Source organism: Exiguobacterium sp. s149, assembly GCF_018618395.1.
In the GTDB taxonomy this organism is placed as follows: domain Bacteria; phylum Bacillota; class Bacilli; order Exiguobacteriales; family Exiguobacteriaceae; genus Exiguobacterium; species Exiguobacterium chiriqhucha.
Genome location: NZ_JACSLZ010000003.1, coordinates 182,084 through 199,174 on the forward strand (window position 1 = coordinate 182,084; position 17,091 = coordinate 199,174).

The following is a 17,091-nucleotide window of genomic DNA, read 5'->3' on the forward strand; positions in this document are numbered from 1 at the left end:
GTTTTCAGAAATCGATCGAGTCAATGACTTGCTCATTTTGGTCTAACGTTTGAATCGTCCAATCTTCTTGAGGGACGTTATGTAATTTCAAGATATGATATTTAGAAAATGTATCCTCTTCGGGACGATTGAGGACGTGTTCTCCTTGCATACGCTCTCCGATGATGCGGAGAGAAGCCACTTTTTGAGGGTTGTTGTTGAGACGCACCCCCCAATAATAAGTGCCTTCATGTTCAAGCTCGATATAGTCGAACGGAGCTGCATCGACTGTCTCGACAGTTGTGGCACCATACCCGTCACCACTCATCTCGGCGAGTCCAAGCATTGTCTCGTTCTCATTTGTGAACAGGGCGAGGTTTGATTCATCAAATTGATCGAATGTATAGGCGTGAAAACCGTCATCAGCCAAATAGCGATCAAGCTTTCGATTCTCTAAAAATGTAGGTCCGTTTTGTATCAAGGCGATAAGTGCGATACAAGCTAGCAACACTCCGATAATTTTTCGTTTGAACATTTGTCTCTTCCTTTCTATAGCAACAGCCCATGCCTCAATCCTGAGCGCATGGGCTGTTTGATTAGTACGTCAAGCTCGCGGCGACGATGATGCCGACGACGAGTGAGGCGGAGAAGAGGCTAATCCCGATGGCGAGGTTGCCGTTCTCGACTTCTTTCTCTAAGTTCACGCCTGGTGTCAGGACGTATTCAAATGTCCAGAAGGCGAGCACTTGGGCAAGAATCCCGACGAGTCCCCAGATGAAGGCGTCGAGCAGGTTGACGCTGTTCGCCCACACCGTGTAGATGACGATGGCGAGTCCGATTGCTTTCCCCCAAAGTTTCAAGGCGACGGCGACGTTACCTTCTTTAATCAATTTACGTTCCGAATACTTCGTCGTAAGGGCGAAGACGACGAGTCCGGCTAAAATCAGGCCAAACCCTGTGCCGAGGTGAGCGAGGAAGCTCAAGATGGAATCGAGCGTGATGAACGTCATAAGTTATTCTCCTTTGTTGTGCCGATGGCTAAGTAGTAAGACTGGTTGTTCGTGATCATGCTGCCGGCGCGGACGCCGAGGGCGGACGGATGGCCGTTCAAACAAAAACAGCCGACCATGTAGTGCGTCTCGAGCGGACCGTTGACCGTGTTCGTCAGACGGGTCGGCAGCTCGATGAACTGTTGATACACCGCCGTCTCGTCCGCGTACGTCTGGAGCGCCTCTTTATGGAACGGGACGCCGGCTTGGTCATAGAGGATGACCGAGTCGCCTTCCCGGCCGAAGGCGGGCTTTTGCACGTACGCGCTCTGGCCGATAAACGGATCAGGCTCGAGATACGTCGGTAAAAAATAAGTCTCGATGATGGAACGTTCCGCTTCGTCGAAATATGTATCGACCTCATACAGTTCCCAAATGAGCGCTTGGACGCCTTTAGACTGCATGAGAAACGCCGAGAGCGGATTGAGTACCGAGACGCGTTTGGCCGCGTTTAGTTCGAGCAGGCGGATGCCGATCAAATCACCATTGGGTGCCTGGTCGTCGACCAGATGCTCGATCGGGTACGTCTGACGATATAACACGTCGACTTTTTCCCCAGATGGTGTGAAGACGCCGTCCGCCTCGACGAGCAATCGGTCGAGCGGGACGAATTCGGACGGCAAATCGAGCGTCTCTTGAAGGAAGCGCGTCGTCCATTTGTCCTCGATGTTGTCATCGTGGGCCGTAAAGACGATTTTCGGTGTCCCGTCCCGACCGAGTCGTTGCCACGCTGCGATGACGGCTTTTCGAAGTTCGGCCTTGAGCTCTTCGGTCGACGCCGCGTTCGGGTCGTCGAGCCCGAATTCTGTCGTCACATAGCCATTCACATCGAACAGTTCTTTGATGAACGTCGGTGTATCGGCATTGAATTCCATCAACTTGATGGTGCCGTCTTTGACGATCCAGTCATAGCGACCGATAATCGTCTCTTGCGGCAGTGACTTGTCCCGGAGGAACGGCAAGCTCGCCTCAGGGTAACCGAGCAAACGGAGCGTGTCGTCCGGGAGCGTGCGCAGCAGGCGATTCGCCTTGCGGAAAATCGTATCGACGTCACGCGTCGCCTTCCGAATTTGTCTCACCGTGTCACCCGACATGGCGAGACAGTCGTAAAGGGCGTACTCCTCGTCGTTCAAGTCAGGCCAAAAGAAAGGGATTTGGCCGAACAACGCGTCGCGCTTCATCCCCCGAAGCCGCCTTTTGAGCCACTGCCGAGGCCCGAGTTAGAGCCTGAGTTCGATTTGTTCGGGGTGATGCTGCTGGCGCCGCCATTCGAACGGTAATTTTTATAAGACGAGGAATTCTTCAATGCACTCTTTGAATTGAACAGGCTGCCGAGCAAGAAGAAGCTGCCGAAGTGAGGAGAACGCTCATCGTCACAGTAATATGACTCCGTCTCATCATCCCAGTCCCAATCGTCACATTCGTAGCCCGTCGGTTCTTCCGGTAACGTCGCTTGCTCGGTTTCGTCGGTGCCACACGCCGCGAGCGAAGCGGTTAACACTGCGGCCGACAGACCGCTCAAGATTTTTTTGCTTGTCTTCATGTTGATTCCTCCAATGTATAACCTGTAGGGGTGACGTAAATGACATAGACGCCGCGATCCTCATCCGTCTCGGCCGAGTCACGTTCATATTCTTTGCCGGCGACGTACAAATATTGGCTGCCGAGCATGGCAAGGGCGTCGAGATGACGGTCGACGTAATACGCCTCGAGCATCGGATTGTCGAACCGGTCGTCGAGCGTCCGGATCTCGACTTTGATGTCGGTCGTCTCATGCTTGTCGACCGGGCCTTCCGTGTAACGGTCGACGTAAATCAAGAAGTATTGCTCGCCTTCGAGCGCCGATGAGCGTTGCTTGTAGGTCATGCCGTCCTTGACGAAAAAATCGCATTCGCGACGGGCAAGTACTTCATCGAGGCCGAGCGATGTATAATGGTAGAGTGGCTCGAATGAAAGTTCATTTTTATAAAGTCGATATTCCAAAACGATTGAGTTCATGACGTCGTCCTTTCTTTTTTCTTTCTATACGGAACCGAACGTAAGGTGGTTTCGTAAATCAAGTAAGTTGTCTCTAGTATATAGGAAAAGGAGGGGTTTTTCTGTGCATATCTTTTTTCGTGTCTGGCGCGGATTATCGAAATTATCGTTTTTGAACGTCGTCTTGGCATCGCTCGTCATCATCTTGACGGGTACCGTCCTCGGGTTTGTGCTCGAGCCGGAGACGTTCCCGTCGATGTTCGACTCATTCTGGTGGACGATGACGACGCTCACGACCGTCGGATACGGTGACTTTTTCCCGACATCGGTCGCGGGACGTTGGCTCGGGATTTTCTTGTTCCTGTTCGGGATCGGGATTATCGGGGCGTTGATTGGAAAACTCGTTGAAGTCGGTGCGACGTTTCAACGGTTAAAACGGGAGGGGAAGTTAGTGTATCGAGGAGAAGGGCATTACGTCTATATCGGCTGGTCGCCGAAGACGAAAAAGGCAATTGATGAAGTGTTCGTCTATGAGCCAAAGGCTGAGATCGTCTTAATCGATCAGTTGAAGGAAGAAGCGTACGACCACGACAATGTCCACTTCGTCCACGGTGACGCGTCGGATGAGGCCGTACTCTTGCAGGCCAATATTTTAAAGGCGCGCCGGGTCGCCATCTTCGCGGATGCCCGCATCACGGAGACACTCCTCGCTGACGGGAAATCGTTGCTCATCGCGTCAGCGGTCGAAGCGCTCTCGTCTGAACGTGGCGTCGATTTGCATACGGTCGTCGAGGTGTGCGAGGAACGGAACATCTCGAAATTCAAACACGTCCGAATCGACGACTTTATTCTCGCGAACGACTCGGTGTCACTCCTCATGGCGAAAGCGACGCTGCAGCCGGGGACGACATCGATTTTCCGTCAGCTGCTTAGTAAACAGTCAGGCGGCAACATCCAGGCGCTCGCACCGAAACCGGAATGGACGACCATCCGGGACGCTGCGGAAAGTTTGTTGCATCAAGGCGTCACGTTAATCGCCGTCAACGACCGTCTCGATTACGCGACGGTGCTCGATACACCGCTTCAGGCGAGCGATATGCTTTACATCGTCTGTCACGATGACTCGTGGGAGCGACTGAACCAAGGAGGAATTTGATGTATAACGGAACGTTTATCCGCAAGATGACACGCATGCAGAACGTGCAACGATGGGACGAGTATGCGCCGCATTATCATGACAACGCGGCAAGCCACAGTTTCCGCGTCGCTGTCTTCAGCTTGATCGCGGCATACTACGAAGAGAACAAAGGACGGGACGTCAACTTGCTCGACGTGCTCGGCAAGGCGCTGTTCCATGATATGAACGAAGTGCAGACCGGTCCAATCATGCACCGGACGAAAAAAGAACCGACGCTCAAAGAACATATCGAACGGATGGAGCGGACGGCGAGTCTCGGACTCGTCGAGTTGTTGTCGCAGTCGCTCCGGCCGCATTTTTATCGTTTCCTCGTCGAAGCGGAGGACGACTCATTCGAAGGACGGCTCGTCGATGGAATCGACTCGTTCGACGCGATGCTGTTCGTTCGTCGGGAAGTCGGCCACGGCTCGCCCCATTTCGTCGCCAAGCTAGAAGAGATGAAAGCGGCCCTGCGCGAACATCCGCTCGAATCGGTCCGTTGGCTGTATGAACAAGTCGAAGCGGAGACAGACGTGGCGACGTTCATCGAGAACGTCATGCGGATGGACAGTGTCCGGCGGTGGAAAGGCCGATTCAACACGATTGACGATAACGACGCCATCCATGGCTTCCGGGCGGCCGCGCTCGGGATGTTCAGCGGATTGCTCGAGCGTGAGAAATATGACGTCGATGTCGATGTCGCCGAGCTGACAGCGCGCCTGCTCTGTCACGATCTCGTCGAGGGGGTGACCGGGGACGTGCTCGGCCCGGTGAAACATTCAACTGCCGAGACCGGTGCGGCGTTCGAGGCGTATGAACGGGCCGAGAGCGAGGCGCTCTTGTCGCTCCTCCCGGGCTATATGCAGCCGGCGTTCCGGCGCTATATGGCCGATTCGAAAGATGACACGTATGAAGGCATGCTCGTCGACATGATGGACAAGCTCGACGCGCTCATCAAGATGAACATGGAGCGGAAGATGAACGGGGCCGAATATGAGGTCACGTATCGCGAGCAACTCCGTAAAGTGCAGATGCGTTACGAGAACCCGAGCATGTTGTTCTTCTTGGCGTACATCTTGCATGATTTAGATTACGTCACCAGTTAACCAGGTCGCAGACAAATTGTCTGCGGCTTTTTTTATATCATTCATTGACATATATCATTCAACGATATATATTAAGGGTAAGATATATCAATGAATGATATAGGAGGTGGCGGGATGCCGCGTAATGATACGATCGAGCTCGGCGAATTGACCGACAGCATGCTCTATATCCTGCTCGCCTTGACCGAGGCGCGTCACGGCTATTTGATTATGCAGTTCGTCGACGAGTTGACGAACGGGCGGATTAAAATCGGGCCGGCGTCGATGTACACAATCATCAAGAAACTCGTGAACGCACAGCTGATCGAGCCGATTGACGGGGACGGGAAACAGAAACGTTATGTGATCACGGCACAGGGGCGTGCGCTCGTGGCGGAAGACTTGAAACGCAGGCAAGCGATCGTCGATGATGCACGCTTCATTTTAGAAGGGGAGGGACAGCGATGAAACGGAAATATATGTCGAGTTGGGGACTGGCGTTCGCCGAAGAACGGGAAATGAAAAAATTGGAACGGATGGCCGCTCAAGGCTGGCATTTAGAGAAGTTCGCGCCGCTCGGCTACACGCTCGTTGAAGGCGAACCGATGGATGTGCGCTACAGTCTCGATTATCGGAAACAACCGGACGCGGAATATTTCGAGCTGTTCGCCGCGAGCGGCTGGGAGCATGTCACGTCGACAGGTGAAGAGATTCATGTGTTCAAAGGTCGTCCGGACGCGACGCCTCTCTATACCGATCGCCAGACGACCGAAGAGAAATACGGCCAAGTCGAGCGGACGATGGGCCGGGCGGCGCTCATTTGTCTATTGCTATCACTCGGATTCGTGTTCATGTTGCAATTGGATTGGCCACAGACGGCGGAAGCCATCATCTTGGTGTTGCAGACGCTGGTCGTCATCGGCCTCGTCTTTACCGGACTCCCTTATCTCGGATACCTCGTGAAGCGAAAACGTTTGGAACGGAATGAATGACTAGGCGGATGGCACAAGCCATCCGTTTTGTTTTGGTCGACTGAACTATTCAAGAAAAAAATAGTTAGGCGCAGAGAACTGTTTTATGGAAATCCTCTATTCAACCAAAATAGAATCGGGCATGATAATTAATGAAATCGCTTGCATTCATTTTGAAGAGGAGGAACGGGCATGGGTAAAAGACGGAAAGGGTTAGCGATGACGGCTGGTGTCACCGCGATTGCACTGCTCGCCGGGCAACCGGTCGCACAGGCGGCGACGCCGCAAAACGGTACGATGATGCAGTACTTTGAATGGTACGTCCCGAACGACGGGCTGCATTGGAACCGACTATCGAATGACTCGCAGCACTTGAAAGACATCGGGGTGACGACGGTGTGGATTCCGCCGGCGTATAAAGGCACGTCACAGAACGATGTCGGGTATGGGGCGTACGATTTATACGATCTCGGCGAATTCAACCAAAAAGGGACGACCCGGACGAAGTACGGGACGAAAGCGCAGCTCCAGACCGCCATCTCGAACTTGCGCGGTAAAGGAATCGGTGTGTACGGCGACGTCGTCATGAATCACAAGGGCGGGGCCGATTATACCGAATCCGTTCAGGCAATCGAGGTCAATCCGTCGAACCGGAACCAAGAAACGTCCGGTGAGTATGGCATCTCGGCCTGGACCGGGTTCAACTTCGCGGGGCGCAACAATACATACTCGCCATTCAAATGGCGCTGGTACCATTTTGACGGCACTGATTGGGATCAGTCACGCAGCTTGAGCCGCATCTATAAATTTAAGAGCACGGGCAAGGCGTGGGACACGGACGTGTCGAACGAGAACGGCAACTATGATTATCTTATGTATGCCGACGTCGATTTCGAGCATCCTGAGGTCCGCCAAGAGATGAAGAACTGGGGTAAATGGTACGCCGACTCGCTCGGGCTCGACGGCTTCCGGTTGGACGCGGTCAAACATATCAGCCACTCGTATTTGAAGGAGTGGGTGACGAGCGTGCGCCAGACGACCGGGAAAGAGATGTTCACGGTCGCCGAGTATTGGAAGAACGACCTCGGTGCCATCAACGACTATCTGTATAAGACGGGCTACACGCATTCCGTCTTCGATGTGCCGCTCCATTACAACTTCCAAGCGGCTGGTAACGGCGGCGGGAATTACGATATGCGCAACATCTTGAAAGGCACCGTCACCGAACAGCATCCGTCGCTGTCCGTGACGATTGTCGATAACCACGACTCACAGCCGGGCCAGTCGCTCGAGTCGACGGTCGCCAACTGGTTCAAACCGCTCGCCTACGCGACAATCATGACGCGCGGTCAGGGTTATCCGGCCCTCTTCTATGGAGACTATTACGGCACGAAAGGGACGACGAACCGCGAAATCCCGAACATGTCGGGCACGCTCCAACCGATTTTGAAGGCACGAAAAGACTTCGCCTACGGGACGCAGCATGACTACCTCGATCATCAGGACGTCATCGGCTGGACACGTGAAGGTGTGACCGACCGTGCCAAATCGGGTCTCGCGACGATTCTATCGGACGGTCCGGGCGGCTCGAAGTGGATGTACGTCGGCAAGCAGAACGCCGGCGAGGTATGGAAAGACATGACGAACAACAACGCCCGTCTCGTCACGATCAATGCTGACGGCTGGGGTCAGTTCTTCGTCAACGGAGGCTCGGTCTCGATTTATACGCAACAATAACGAAAACACCCGATCGAAGTGAGGGGATCCTCTCTTCGATCGGGTGTTGTTTGAATTTAGCGTTTCCAGACCCATTCGTCACTCTCATATTTGGCGACGAGCTCCTGAATCTCTTGTTGCTGCGCCTCGGTGAACGTCAGCGGTTCGAACGTCAAGTCGAACGCGTCACTGAACCCGTCCGTGAACGCCGCCGCGACCTCGTCGAAGGCGACCGGTCGACCGAGCGTCTCGTTCAAGGAGACGGCCTTGTCACCAAAGCGGGCTTTGGCCTCCGCCTTCGCATCGGCCTCGAGATTGAAGCAGTCGAACAAGACGTCATCGTCAATCGACAATGGGATTGAGCCGTGTTGCAGGACGGCACCTTGGTGGCGCACTTGGGCGCTCCCGGCAATCTTTTTCCCGTCGACGGCGAGCTCATAGTACGAGGCGGCGTCAAAACAGACGGCCGACTTCGGTTTTCGAAGCGCCTCACGGTCGGCCTCGGTCAACGGCACCGAGAACTCGGCCGGGACGCCGAGTGCGTGATACCCGCGACGCACCCCTTCGGTCAGGAGGCGATAGCTCTCGATGACGTTCGTCGGCAAGGATGGCATCGTCTCAGGGAGAATGACGCTATACGTCAGCTCGTCCGCGTGCAAAACGGCCCGTCCGCCGGTCAAGCGGCGGACGACGGGAATGCCGTTCGCGTTAAGCGCCTCGCGATCAAGATCACGCGTCGCCCGTTGAAAGCGTCCGACGCTGATGGCGTGCGGTGCCCAGGCGTAAAAACGGAGTGTCGGTTTCATGTCGCCGCGTGCGACCCAGCCGGCGATGGCTTCATCGATTGCCATGTTCTCGGCCGGGGACAGCGGGGCGGTGTGGAGCAAATGCCATGTCGTTCCAGTCATATCGGTCTCTTCTTTCTCTTAATCGATTGGCAACATCGTGTGACGACGTGCCTTGTGGACTTGTTCGTCCGCGTGATACGAGGAACGCACAAGCGGTCCGGCCTCACAGTGGGAGAAGCCTTTCGCCAACGCGATCTCTTTCAGCTCGGCGAACTCATCTGGATGGTAGTAGCGCTCGACGTCGAGGTGCTTCTTCGTCGGCTGCAAGTATTGGCCGAGCGTGAGGATGTCAACGTGATGGGCCCGGAGGTCGTCCATCGCTTGAATCAACTCTTCCTTCGTCTCGCCGAGTCCGACCATGATTGACGACTTCGTCGGGATGTCCGGGTTCAGTTCTTTCGACCGTTTTAAAAATTCGAGCGTCCGGTCGTACGTCGCTTTAGCGCGGACTCTCGGTGTCAAGCGGCGCACCGTCTCCAAGTTATGGTTCATGATGTCCGGGCCGGCATCGATGAGCGTCTGGAGCGCCGAGAAGTCACCCATCATATCGGACGGGAGCACTTCGATTGACGTCTCCGGGTTCATGCTACGGACGGCGCGGACCGTCTCGGCAAACACCGTCGCCCCGTAGTCGTTCAAGTCGTCGCGGGCGACGGCTGTGATGACGACGTGCTTCAAATTCATGAGGCGGACCGACTCGGCGACACGTTTCGGTTCCTCCCAGTCGAGCTCATTCGGTTTACCCGTCGTGACCGCGCAGAAGCGGCAGGCACGGGTGCAGATGCTCCCGAGAATCATGAACGTCGCGGTGCGGCGAACGGCCCAACATTCATGGATGTTCGGACATTTCGCTTCCTCACAGACCGTATGTAAGTTTTTCTCGCGCATCATCTTTTTGAGACCGGTATAAGTCTCGTTCGTGTTCAGTTTAATCTTTAACCATTCCGGCTTTCGTTTCAGTTCCCCTCGTGCCAAGATGATTTCCCCCTTTTTGAAAGTTAACCCCTAACAAAAAGAGTTTACCAAAGATGAAGGCGAATTCGAACCAGCGAAATTATTGGCTTTGCCAATACAGGTCGGCTGTGTGTCAAAACAGAACATATATTTCAAAATGGTTACGCTTTCATGTGAAGTGTTGTTTCCCATTTTTTGAATTGCTATACTGACGTTGACCACCTGAATAAGGACCATATGTAACTGATACGATCAGGCATGGGGTGAACGAGCGTTGGTGAGGCAACGCTTCTTCCTCCATGCCTTTTTGTTTGGGGGTCGGGGAAACTTTCAAAAAAGGAGTGGGGAACATGAACAAAGCATTGAACTGGACGGCGACACTGGGGCTAACGACAGCGCTACTCGTCTCATCGGTCCCGATGGCGACTGCGGTCGTAGCGGAGGAGACGCCAGCAACGTCGATTGAGCAGCGTGTGGACGCCAAGCTCGCGTCGATGACGCTTGAACAAAAGCTCGGTCAAATGATCATGCCAGACTTCCGATTATGGAACGGGGCGAACCATACGGCACTCGCGACAGATGTGGCGCGCGTCGTCGATCGGTTTGACCTCGGGGGTGTCATCTTGTTCGCGGAAAACGTGACCGAGACCGAACAGACGACGAAACTCGTCCACGACCTCCAAGAAGTCGTCAAACAAGACGAAAGCAACGACGTACCGCTCTTCATCACGATTGACCAAGAGGGTGGAATCGTGACACGTCTCGGAACGGGCACGAACTTGCCGGGTAACATGGCGCTCGGGGCGACACGGAGCAGTCAGTACGCCTATGATGCGGGGAACATCATCGGTTCGGAACTGAACGCACTTGGGGTGAACGTCAACTTCGGTCCCGTACTTGACGTCAACAACAACCCGGCCAACCCGGTCATCGGCGTGCGCTCGTTCTCGAGCGACCCGGAACTCGTCGGCGAGCTCGGCTCGGCGATGACACAAGGGATCCAAGACCAGGGCGTCGCCGCGACGGCGAAGCATTTCCCAGGTCATGGTGACACGGCGGTCGACTCGCATTACGGACTGCCAATCGTCGACAAATCGCTCGAAGATTTGCGCGGTCTCGAGTTGTTACCGTTCAAACGAGCCATCACCGAAGGCATCGACATGATCATGACGGCACACATCGGGATGCCACAAATCGAAGATGAGGTCGTGAACTCACCGCGCGGCACGTTCCCGCTCCCGGCGACGCTCTCGGACGACGTCATCACGGGCGTGTTACGGGAAGACATGGGCTATGACGGGATCGTCATCACGGACGCCTTGAACATGCAGGCGATTGCCGATAACTTCACGGAAGCCGAAGCGGTCATCAAGACGTTCGATGCGGGCGTGGATATCGCGCTCATGCCGACGATTTTACGGTCAAACGCGGACGTCGTGAAGCTCGAGACGATCTTTGAAGACGTCATGGCAGCCGTCGAGGATGGACGCCTGTCAGAAGAGAAGATTGATGCAGCGGTCGAGCGGATTTTGACGCTCAAAGCGGAACGCGGCATTTGGCAAGAATCGGTCGACACGACGACGCTCGAGGCGAAACTCGCTGAGGCGAATGCGGTCGTCGGCAGTGCCGAACATAAAGCGAAAGAACGTGAAATCGCCGAGGCGGCCGTCACGCTCGTGAAAAACGATGACAAGACGCTTCCGTTCAAACCGAAAAAAGGTGAGACGGTCCTCGTCTTGTCACCGGCGAAAGACCAGACGGACAGCATGATCAAGACGATCAAGTCGCTCGAGAAGAACGCCGGCAACATGAAAGACGTGAACGTCATCGCCGCGAACTATACGGCATCGACGAAGCACTTGGATCAAAACCCGGCATTGAAAGAAAAACTCGACGCGGCCGACTATATCATCGTCGGCTCGAACGTGAACAACAGCGCCAAGCTGAAATCGACTTCGGCTGACAACTACGTGCCGGCCGAAGTGTTCCGTTACGCCAACGAGACGGGCAAGAAGTCAGTCTTGCTCAGCCTGCGTAACCCGTACGATGTGGCGGTTCAGCCGGATGCACCGGCCCAGCTCATCATCTACGGCTTCAAAGGTGACCCGAACGGACCGGATTCAGAGGCGGGCAATGCCAAATCGGCAGGACCGAACCTCCCGGCCGGCATTCGCGCCATCTTCGGTGAAGTGAAACCGGCGGGCAAACTCCCGGTCGACGTACCGACGTTTGAGAACAGCGTGTTCGGAGACGACTTGCACCTCGAGTTTGGTGACGGATTCCGCAACTGGAACAAGTAAACTAAAACCGCGAGTGCCCCATGAGGGTACTCGCGGTTTTTCGTTTGATTGTCACGCCTCGAAATAGCCGACGACGAGAAGGCCTGGGCCTGTGTGCGCCCCGATGGCCGAACCGACAATCGTCTTCGTGACGCTCGCCGGGTTCACATGTTCCTGTAACAACGCCTCGAATTGGTCGGCTTTGACTGGATCATCGCCGTGGCCGATGAAGACGTGCCCACCCTCGACGAGCGGTTTCGACTCGGTCATCCATTCGACGATGCGGCGTAACACTTTCTTGTGACCGCGCACCTTCTCGATTGGGACGAGCTTGCCGTCTTCGACTGTCAAAAGCGGTAGAATCGTCAACAAATCCCCGATGAACGCGCTCGCTTTTGAGACACGACCGCCGCGCATCAAATATTCAAGCGATTCGACCGTGAACAAATGCCGGATTTTGCCGACGAGCGACGTAGCGTAGGCGACCGTCTCTTCATACGTATGGTCTTGACCATACTCGGCGACCGTCTTGACGAACAGTCCTTGGCCGACGGACGCGGCACGCGTATCAAGAATATGGAACGTGCTGTTCGGGTATTCTTCTTTAAGTAGGTTGCCGACCATGACGGCCGTCTGATAGGTGCCTGAAAGCTCACCGGAGAAGGCGAGGTACAGGAACGGGATTTCCGATTCGAGATGTTGACGGAAACATTGTTCGAGGCGGGCCGCCTCGATTTGGAACGTCTTCGGCGTCTTCCCGGCACGCATCGCGTCGTACACGTCTTTTGGTTGAATCGTCTCACCGTCTAAAAATTCGTCGTTGTCGATGACGACACCGAGCGGTAGCATTTCGAGACCGTACTCGACGATCTGGTCTTGGGTCAAATCGGCGCCGGTATCGGTTATGATTTTAAACATGCGGTCACTCCTCTATTAATTGTTGTTCAATCTCACGGATCGGTTCATTGCGCTTCCACATCCGGTCGAGCTGGGTCACGAGCGTCGCCTGCTCTTCCGCATCGAGAGTGCCAGGTACGAGCCGGCTCACGTCACTAAGGACGGTGTAGGCGCGGCGCAACACGTCATCGACGGTGAGCGGGATACCAAGCAAGTCCTCGAGTGACGCCATCGTCTCAGGGACGATGGCCGGGTAGGTGAACTTTGTCGCTTCGCCTTGGATGGCGCGCTCATAAAAATCACGGATGAGGGCGGCGCGTTCGCTCCCGCTCTTGCGAACGCTCAAATAAATTTGGACGGCGACACCGCCACGGACACGGCGCTGTGAGATGCCCGCGAACTTCTTGCCACCGATGGATAAGTCGAAACTGCCGGGGCAGTAAGACCCAACGATTTCGCCAGCGACAATGTCTGTCGTCACGTCTTGAAACATGAGTTGGATGAGCGACGTCATCGCCTCGTAGCCGCTATCGATTTGAATCCCGTCTTTCTCGGGTAAAATCAAAGATAAGTTCAACACGTCCGCGTCTAAGACGACGGCCAGTCCTCCTGAATTGCGGACGACAGGACGGAAGCCGTGTTCATGAAGCAAACGGATGCCATCTGCCAAGTGGGGCAGACGGGCGTCTTGAATCCCGAGCACGACCGTGTTTAGATGAACCCAGGCCCGCAGGACGGCACCTGACGTCGCGGTCGAGGCACAGAGCGTATCGTCCGTCGCGAACGATTGCTCGGCTTGGAACGCCGAACCGAGCGAAGATTGGTCAATGACACGGTAGGTCGGTTGTCGTAATAATGGATGGGTCATATACATAATTCCTTTTCAATAAATAATCTCCTTCCCATTATAACATGGGAGGAACCACGCGCTAGAAGTCGAATCCAATCATTAATGAAACGTAGGGGGCAACGTCATGTATACGTCACGAGGTCAATTGTCAGGATCGAAAGTGTTCAAAGATCCGGTTCATCGATATATATACGTCTATGATCATCTCGTCTGGGAATTGATCAATACGAAAGAGTTTCAACGGTTACGTCGCATCAAGCAGCTCGGGACGTCGTTTTTGACGTTCCACGGGGCCGAGCATACGCGTTTCCATCATTCGCTCGGCGTCTACGAAATCGCCCGACAGCTAATCGATCAGTTCCATGAGTATCCGGAGTGGGATGACCGCAACCGGGAGTTGTTGCTCGCGGCGGCGCTGCTGCACGATGTCGGACACGGTCCGTTCTCGCACGCGTTCGAGCACGTCTTCGCCGTCCGTCACGAGGTGTGGACCGAACGCATCATCCTCGGGGACACGGAAGTGAACAAAGTGCTGTCCGAGATGGGGGGCGGCTTCCCGGAAGAAGTGGCGGCCATCATCAATAAGACACACCCGAACCGACTGCTCGTCAATATCCTCAGTTCGCAACTCGACGTCGATCGGATGGACTATCTGCTCCGTGACGCCCATTTCGCCGGTGTCAGTTACGGTAAGTTCGACCTTGAGCGAATGCTTCGGGTGTTGCGTCCCGATGAGGACCAAGTCGTAGTCAAACAGTCGGGCATGCATACGATTGAGGACTATATCATGCGGCGCTATCAAATGTATTGGCAAGTCTATTTGCACCCGGCGACGCGGTCGAGCGACCTGTTGCTCAAAGCCGTGCTCGAGCGGGCGCAAGAGCTGTACGAGTCGGGCTACGCCTTCGAGATGACGCCGAAGCATTTCTTGCCGATTTTCAATCATGAGGACATGACGCTCGAGCATTACTTGAAGCTCGATGAGACGATCGTCTATTTCTATTTCCAAGAATGGATGGACGAGGCGGACCCGATTTTGGCCGATCTCGCGAGCCGGTTCGTCAACCGCCGCCTGTTGAAGTATAAGAATTTCCCGGAAGCGAACCGCGTCCGCTACATGGACCGCTTGCGTTCGACGATGGAGTCAATCGGGTTGCCGACCCGCTACTACTTACTCGAGGACCAGCTCAGTCAACTGCCGTACGACTTGTATAAAGGGCATGGCAAATACGAAGGCATCTACCTGCAAATGAACGACGGCGACCGTCGCGAAATCTCAGAAGTATCGATGCTCGTCCAATCGATTTTGAACTCGCGCCAGTCAGACGAGAAAATCTATTATCCTGAGGACGTGCTCCTCAATTTGAAAGATTACGCGTCAGAAAAAACATGGATGTTGTCAACGTTACGGGGAGAGTGAATCGTTGAAAAGGAAGTGACACCATGGGAGTTGGCACATTGGTCGGCGGGGTCGGGATTTTCTTGCTCGGGATGATGCTGTTGACGGATACGTTGAAAAACATGGCCGGGGAAAGGCTCCGGCAACGCTTGAACCTGTTGGCAGAGGGACCGGTTTCAGGTGCGTTTCTCGGGGCTACAATGACGACACTCTTCCAGTCGTCGACCGTGACGACGCTCATGACGATCAGTTTCGTCAGCGCCGGTCTGTTGACGTTCACCCAAGCGCTCACACTCGTCATCGGAGCGAACGCGGGCAGCGCGACGACCGGATGGATTGTGGCGCTCTTAGGTTATAACGTGGATATTCGCGAACTGTTGCTCCCGCTCATCGGGGTCGGTATGACGCTACGTTTGATCGGACGGCGCGTCAAGCGCATCGGTATGCTCATGGTCGGACTCGGTCTGATTTTCGTTGGCATCGGGACACTTCAAGAGGCGATGCGCGACGTCGTCACGTTCTCATTCGCCGGTTGGGAAGCGGACACACCGTTGCATCAACTCGCACTGCTTGGGACAGGATTACTGATGACCGTCCTATTACAGTCCTCGAGCATTGGTCTCGTCTTGACGATGACGGCGCTCGCGACCGATACGGTGACGCTCGCCCAAGCCTGTCTGCTCGTGCTTGGACAAAGCGCCGGGACGAGTCTCGTCGTCGCCATCGGGTCGATTGGAGGCTGGAAGTCGGCCCGCCGCATCGTCTTGGCGCACGTGCTCGTCCACGGCTCGATTTTACTCATCGGCTGGCTGACGTTCCCGCTCTTGTTCGGTGTCGTGAACGGTGTGGCCGATCGCCTCAATTGGAACGAACTGTTGCGGCTCGCCTTGTTCCACACCTCGTTCCATTTGCTCGGGGTGTTCACGTTCCTGCCGTTCCATCAGGCGTTCAGTCGTCAGTTGCTCAAGTGGATCCCGAGCCGGGCGGAAAAGCTGACCCGGTTCCTCGACCCGAATATGGCCCGCATCCCGACGGTCGCGCTCGAGGCGGCCCGGCGCTCGTTGATTGAGATTGAGCGCTATTTGGCCAAAGAGACGCAACTGTTGCTGAACGAGGCACGTAAACGCGACGACGAGCTTCAACTCGTCGAGAAGACGCTCGGCGACGTCCGTGTCTTTTTGAGCACGATTCAATTGGAAGAAGGGCGAGGACGCAACGACTACGGCCAACATCTGTCGCTGCTCCATACAATCGACCACTTGGAGCGGTGGCTGTTCGTCATGCGTGAAGTCGACCCGGTCGACGCGCTCCGCGATACGGACTTCCTGGTCGCGCGTCAGCTCGTCTTGCATGAACTCGACATGGTCGAGACGCTTAACCATCACACGCCCCCGGAAGAGTCGCGTCAGTGGAAGACGGCCTCGAAACAGCTCGCTGAATATCGAAAAGCGCATCGGGCCGAACTGCTCGAGGAGACGGCGGCGAATCAGCTCGAGATGGACCAGACGATTCAAAAAGTCCAGGCGCTCCTCTGGCTCGACCGGATTGGCTATCATATTTGGCGAGCGACGCGTCACCTCATTAAACCGACCGTCCCGAGCGAGCGGTTTGAAGTGAATCTGGAAGATTGAAAAACGACCGCCCTCCGAGATGGAAGGGCGGTCGCTGTGTTTACTTCTTATCTGCGTGCATGACGCCGGCTTGGCCGTAGTGCGTCGCGTCCATCTCTTCGATGAAGACGGTGATGTTTTCTTTCGGGGCGTTCGTCGTCTCGGAGACGGCGTCTGTCACCTTTTCAATCAACGCACGTTTTTGTTCGACCGTGCGACCTGGGAGCATTTTAACCGTTACGTATGGCATCACATTTCCTCCTTTTAGTTCGTTCCCTTTCATTCTAGTGAAAGGTGAGG

18 protein-coding genes are annotated in these 17,091 nt (G+C 55.0%); 8 read left to right on the forward strand and 10 right to left on the reverse strand.

Features of this window, described 5'->3' with window-relative positions; all coding sequences use genetic code 11:
• Positions 1-4: 4 nt before the first annotated feature.
• The 5 genes from KNP81_RS05955 to KNP81_RS05975 all read right to left on the reverse strand — a co-directional run bounded on the left by KNP81_RS05955 (position 5) and on the right by KNP81_RS05975 (position 3,026).
• Positions 5-514, reverse strand: coding sequence for a hypothetical protein (locus KNP81_RS05955; RefSeq protein WP_214719218.1), 510 nt, complete (start codon positions 512-514; stop codon positions 5-7).
• 61 nt (positions 515-575) lie between these two features.
• Positions 576-989 carry a DUF350 domain-containing protein gene (locus KNP81_RS05960; protein ID WP_021066039.1) on the reverse strand — a complete coding sequence of 138 codons (414 nt, stop codon included), beginning with the start codon at positions 987-989 and terminating at the stop codon, positions 576-578.
• Positions 986-2,209: a glutathionylspermidine synthase family protein gene (locus tag KNP81_RS05965; RefSeq protein ID WP_214719220.1), complete on the reverse strand. Its 1,224-nt coding sequence runs from the start codon at positions 2,207-2,209 to the stop codon at positions 986-988. The genes KNP81_RS05960 and KNP81_RS05965 overlap by 4 nt, the downstream gene beginning before the upstream one ends.
• Positions 2,206-2,571 (reverse strand): hypothetical protein, encoded by a 366-nt coding sequence (locus KNP81_RS05970; protein ID WP_214719221.1) that lies wholly within the window; start codon positions 2,569-2,571, stop codon positions 2,206-2,208. The genes KNP81_RS05965 and KNP81_RS05970 overlap by 4 nt, the downstream gene beginning before the upstream one ends.
• Positions 2,568-3,026, reverse strand: a complete 459-nt coding sequence (locus KNP81_RS05975; RefSeq protein ID WP_214719222.1) for a hypothetical protein — start codon at positions 3,024-3,026, stop codon at positions 2,568-2,570. The genes KNP81_RS05970 and KNP81_RS05975 overlap by 4 nt, the downstream gene beginning before the upstream one ends.
• A 103-nt stretch (positions 3,027-3,129) precedes the next feature.
• Between KNP81_RS05975 and KNP81_RS05980 the strand changes: the two genes are divergently transcribed.
• From KNP81_RS05980 to amyS, 5 genes are all read left to right on the forward strand, one after another.
• Positions 3,130-4,161 carry an ion channel gene (locus KNP81_RS05980; RefSeq protein WP_214719223.1) on the forward strand — a complete coding sequence of 344 codons (1,032 nt, stop codon included), beginning with the start codon at positions 3,130-3,132 and terminating at the stop codon, positions 4,159-4,161.
• Positions 4,161-5,288: a YfbR-like 5'-deoxynucleotidase gene (locus KNP81_RS05985; protein ID WP_214719224.1), complete on the forward strand. Its 1,128-nt coding sequence runs from the start codon at positions 4,161-4,163 to the stop codon at positions 5,286-5,288. The genes KNP81_RS05980 and KNP81_RS05985 overlap by 1 nt, the downstream gene beginning before the upstream one ends.
• Before the next feature lie 114 nt (positions 5,289-5,402).
• Positions 5,403-5,735 (forward strand): PadR family transcriptional regulator, encoded by a 333-nt coding sequence (locus KNP81_RS05990; protein WP_214719225.1) that lies wholly within the window; start codon positions 5,403-5,405, stop codon positions 5,733-5,735.
• Positions 5,732-6,259 (forward strand): DUF2812 domain-containing protein, encoded by a 528-nt coding sequence (locus tag KNP81_RS05995; RefSeq protein WP_214719227.1) that lies wholly within the window; start codon positions 5,732-5,734, stop codon positions 6,257-6,259. The genes KNP81_RS05990 and KNP81_RS05995 overlap by 4 nt, the downstream gene beginning before the upstream one ends.
• Before the next feature lie 198 nt (positions 6,260-6,457).
• A complete protein-coding gene (gene amyS / locus KNP81_RS06000) occupies positions 6,458-7,975 on the forward strand; it encodes an alpha-amylase (protein WP_251130297.1) in 1,518 nt (505 codons plus the stop codon).
• Positions 7,976-8,031: 56 nt separating this feature from the next.
• On the opposite strand, the gene KNP81_RS06005 is transcribed toward amyS, so the two are convergent.
• Positions 8,032-8,862: a lipoate--protein ligase family protein gene (locus KNP81_RS06005; RefSeq protein WP_214719231.1), complete on the reverse strand. Its 831-nt coding sequence runs from the start codon at positions 8,860-8,862 to the stop codon at positions 8,032-8,034.
• Between the two features lie 18 nt (positions 8,863-8,880).
• Positions 8,881-9,780, reverse strand: a complete 900-nt coding sequence (lipA, locus tag KNP81_RS06010; protein WP_353047974.1) for a lipoyl synthase — start codon at positions 9,778-9,780, stop codon at positions 8,881-8,883.
• A 326-nt stretch (positions 9,781-10,106) separates the two neighbouring features.
• Here lipA and KNP81_RS06015 point away from each other — a divergent pair, with 326 nt between their 5' ends.
• Entirely contained in the window at positions 10,107-12,056 is a 1,950-nt protein-coding gene (locus KNP81_RS06015) for a glycoside hydrolase family 3 protein (RefSeq protein ID WP_214719235.1), read from the forward strand.
• A 51-nt stretch (positions 12,057-12,107) separates the two neighbouring features.
• On the opposite strand, the gene KNP81_RS06020 is transcribed toward KNP81_RS06015, so the two are convergent.
• Both KNP81_RS06020 and KNP81_RS06025 read right to left on the reverse strand, forming a co-directional pair.
• Positions 12,108-12,953, reverse strand: coding sequence for a DegV family protein (locus KNP81_RS06020; protein ID WP_214719237.1), 846 nt, complete (start codon positions 12,951-12,953; stop codon positions 12,108-12,110).
• A 4-nt stretch (positions 12,954-12,957) separates the two neighbouring features.
• A complete protein-coding gene (locus KNP81_RS06025; RefSeq protein ID WP_214719239.1) occupies positions 12,958-13,806 on the reverse strand; it encodes a lipoate--protein ligase family protein in 849 nt (282 codons plus the stop codon).
• Between the two features lie 100 nt (positions 13,807-13,906).
• Between KNP81_RS06025 and KNP81_RS06030 the strand changes: the two genes are divergently transcribed.
• Positions 13,907-15,202 (forward strand): HD domain-containing protein, encoded by a 1,296-nt coding sequence (locus KNP81_RS06030; RefSeq protein WP_214719241.1) that lies wholly within the window; start codon positions 13,907-13,909, stop codon positions 15,200-15,202.
• Between the two features lie 23 nt (positions 15,203-15,225).
• The gene (locus KNP81_RS06035) at positions 15,226-16,812 is read left to right on the forward strand and encodes a Na/Pi cotransporter family protein (RefSeq protein WP_214719243.1); all 1,587 of its coding nucleotides are present in this window, start codon (positions 15,226-15,228) and stop codon (positions 16,810-16,812) included.
• A gap of 40 nt (positions 16,813-16,852) precedes the next feature.
• On the opposite strand, the gene KNP81_RS06040 is transcribed toward KNP81_RS06035, so the two are convergent.
• Positions 16,853-17,041 carry a 2-hydroxymuconate tautomerase gene (locus KNP81_RS06040; protein WP_012727443.1) on the reverse strand — a complete coding sequence of 63 codons (189 nt, stop codon included), beginning with the start codon at positions 17,039-17,041 and terminating at the stop codon, positions 16,853-16,855.
• Positions 17,042-17,091 lie beyond the last annotated feature (50 nt).

Coding starts and splice junctions, on each gene's coding strand:
- KNP81_RS06030 (WP_214719241.1), top strand. CDS start 13,907: ATGTATACGTCACGAGGTCAATTGTCAGGATCGAAAGTGTTCAAAGAT.
- KNP81_RS05965 (WP_214719220.1), bottom strand. CDS start 2,209: ATGAAGCGCGACGCGTTGTTCGGCCAAATCCCTTTCTTTTGGCCTGAC.
- KNP81_RS05985 (WP_214719224.1), top strand. CDS start 4,161: ATGTATAACGGAACGTTTATCCGCAAGATGACACGCATGCAGAACGTG.
- KNP81_RS05960 (WP_021066039.1), bottom strand. CDS start 989: ATGACGTTCATCACGCTCGATTCCATCTTGAGCTTCCTCGCTCACCTC.
- KNP81_RS05975 (WP_214719222.1), bottom strand. CDS start 3,026: ATGAACTCAATCGTTTTGGAATATCGACTTTATAAAAATGAACTTTCA.
- KNP81_RS06015 (WP_214719235.1), top strand. CDS start 10,107: ATGAACAAAGCATTGAACTGGACGGCGACACTGGGGCTAACGACAGCG.
- KNP81_RS05990 (WP_214719225.1), top strand. CDS start 5,403: ATGCCGCGTAATGATACGATCGAGCTCGGCGAATTGACCGACAGCATG.
- KNP81_RS06040 (WP_012727443.1), bottom strand. CDS start 17,041: ATGCCATACGTAACGGTTAAAATGCTCCCAGGTCGCACGGTCGAACAA.
- amyS (WP_251130297.1), top strand. CDS start 6,458: ATGACGGCTGGTGTCACCGCGATTGCACTGCTCGCCGGGCAACCGGTC.
- KNP81_RS05955 (WP_214719218.1), bottom strand. CDS start 514: ATGTTCAAACGAAAAATTATCGGAGTGTTGCTAGCTTGTATCGCACTT.
- KNP81_RS05995 (WP_214719227.1), top strand. CDS start 5,732: ATGAAACGGAAATATATGTCGAGTTGGGGACTGGCGTTCGCCGAAGAA.
- KNP81_RS05970 (WP_214719221.1), bottom strand. CDS start 2,571: ATGAAGACAAGCAAAAAAATCTTGAGCGGTCTGTCGGCCGCAGTGTTA.
- KNP81_RS06005 (WP_214719231.1), bottom strand. CDS start 8,862: ATGACTGGAACGACATGGCATTTGCTCCACACCGCCCCGCTGTCCCCG.
- KNP81_RS06035 (WP_214719243.1), top strand. CDS start 15,226: ATGGGAGTTGGCACATTGGTCGGCGGGGTCGGGATTTTCTTGCTCGGG.
- KNP81_RS06025 (WP_214719239.1), bottom strand. CDS start 13,806: ATGTATATGACCCATCCATTATTACGACAACCGACCTACCGTGTCATT.
- KNP81_RS06020 (WP_214719237.1), bottom strand. CDS start 12,953: ATGTTTAAAATCATAACCGATACCGGCGCCGATTTGACCCAAGACCAG.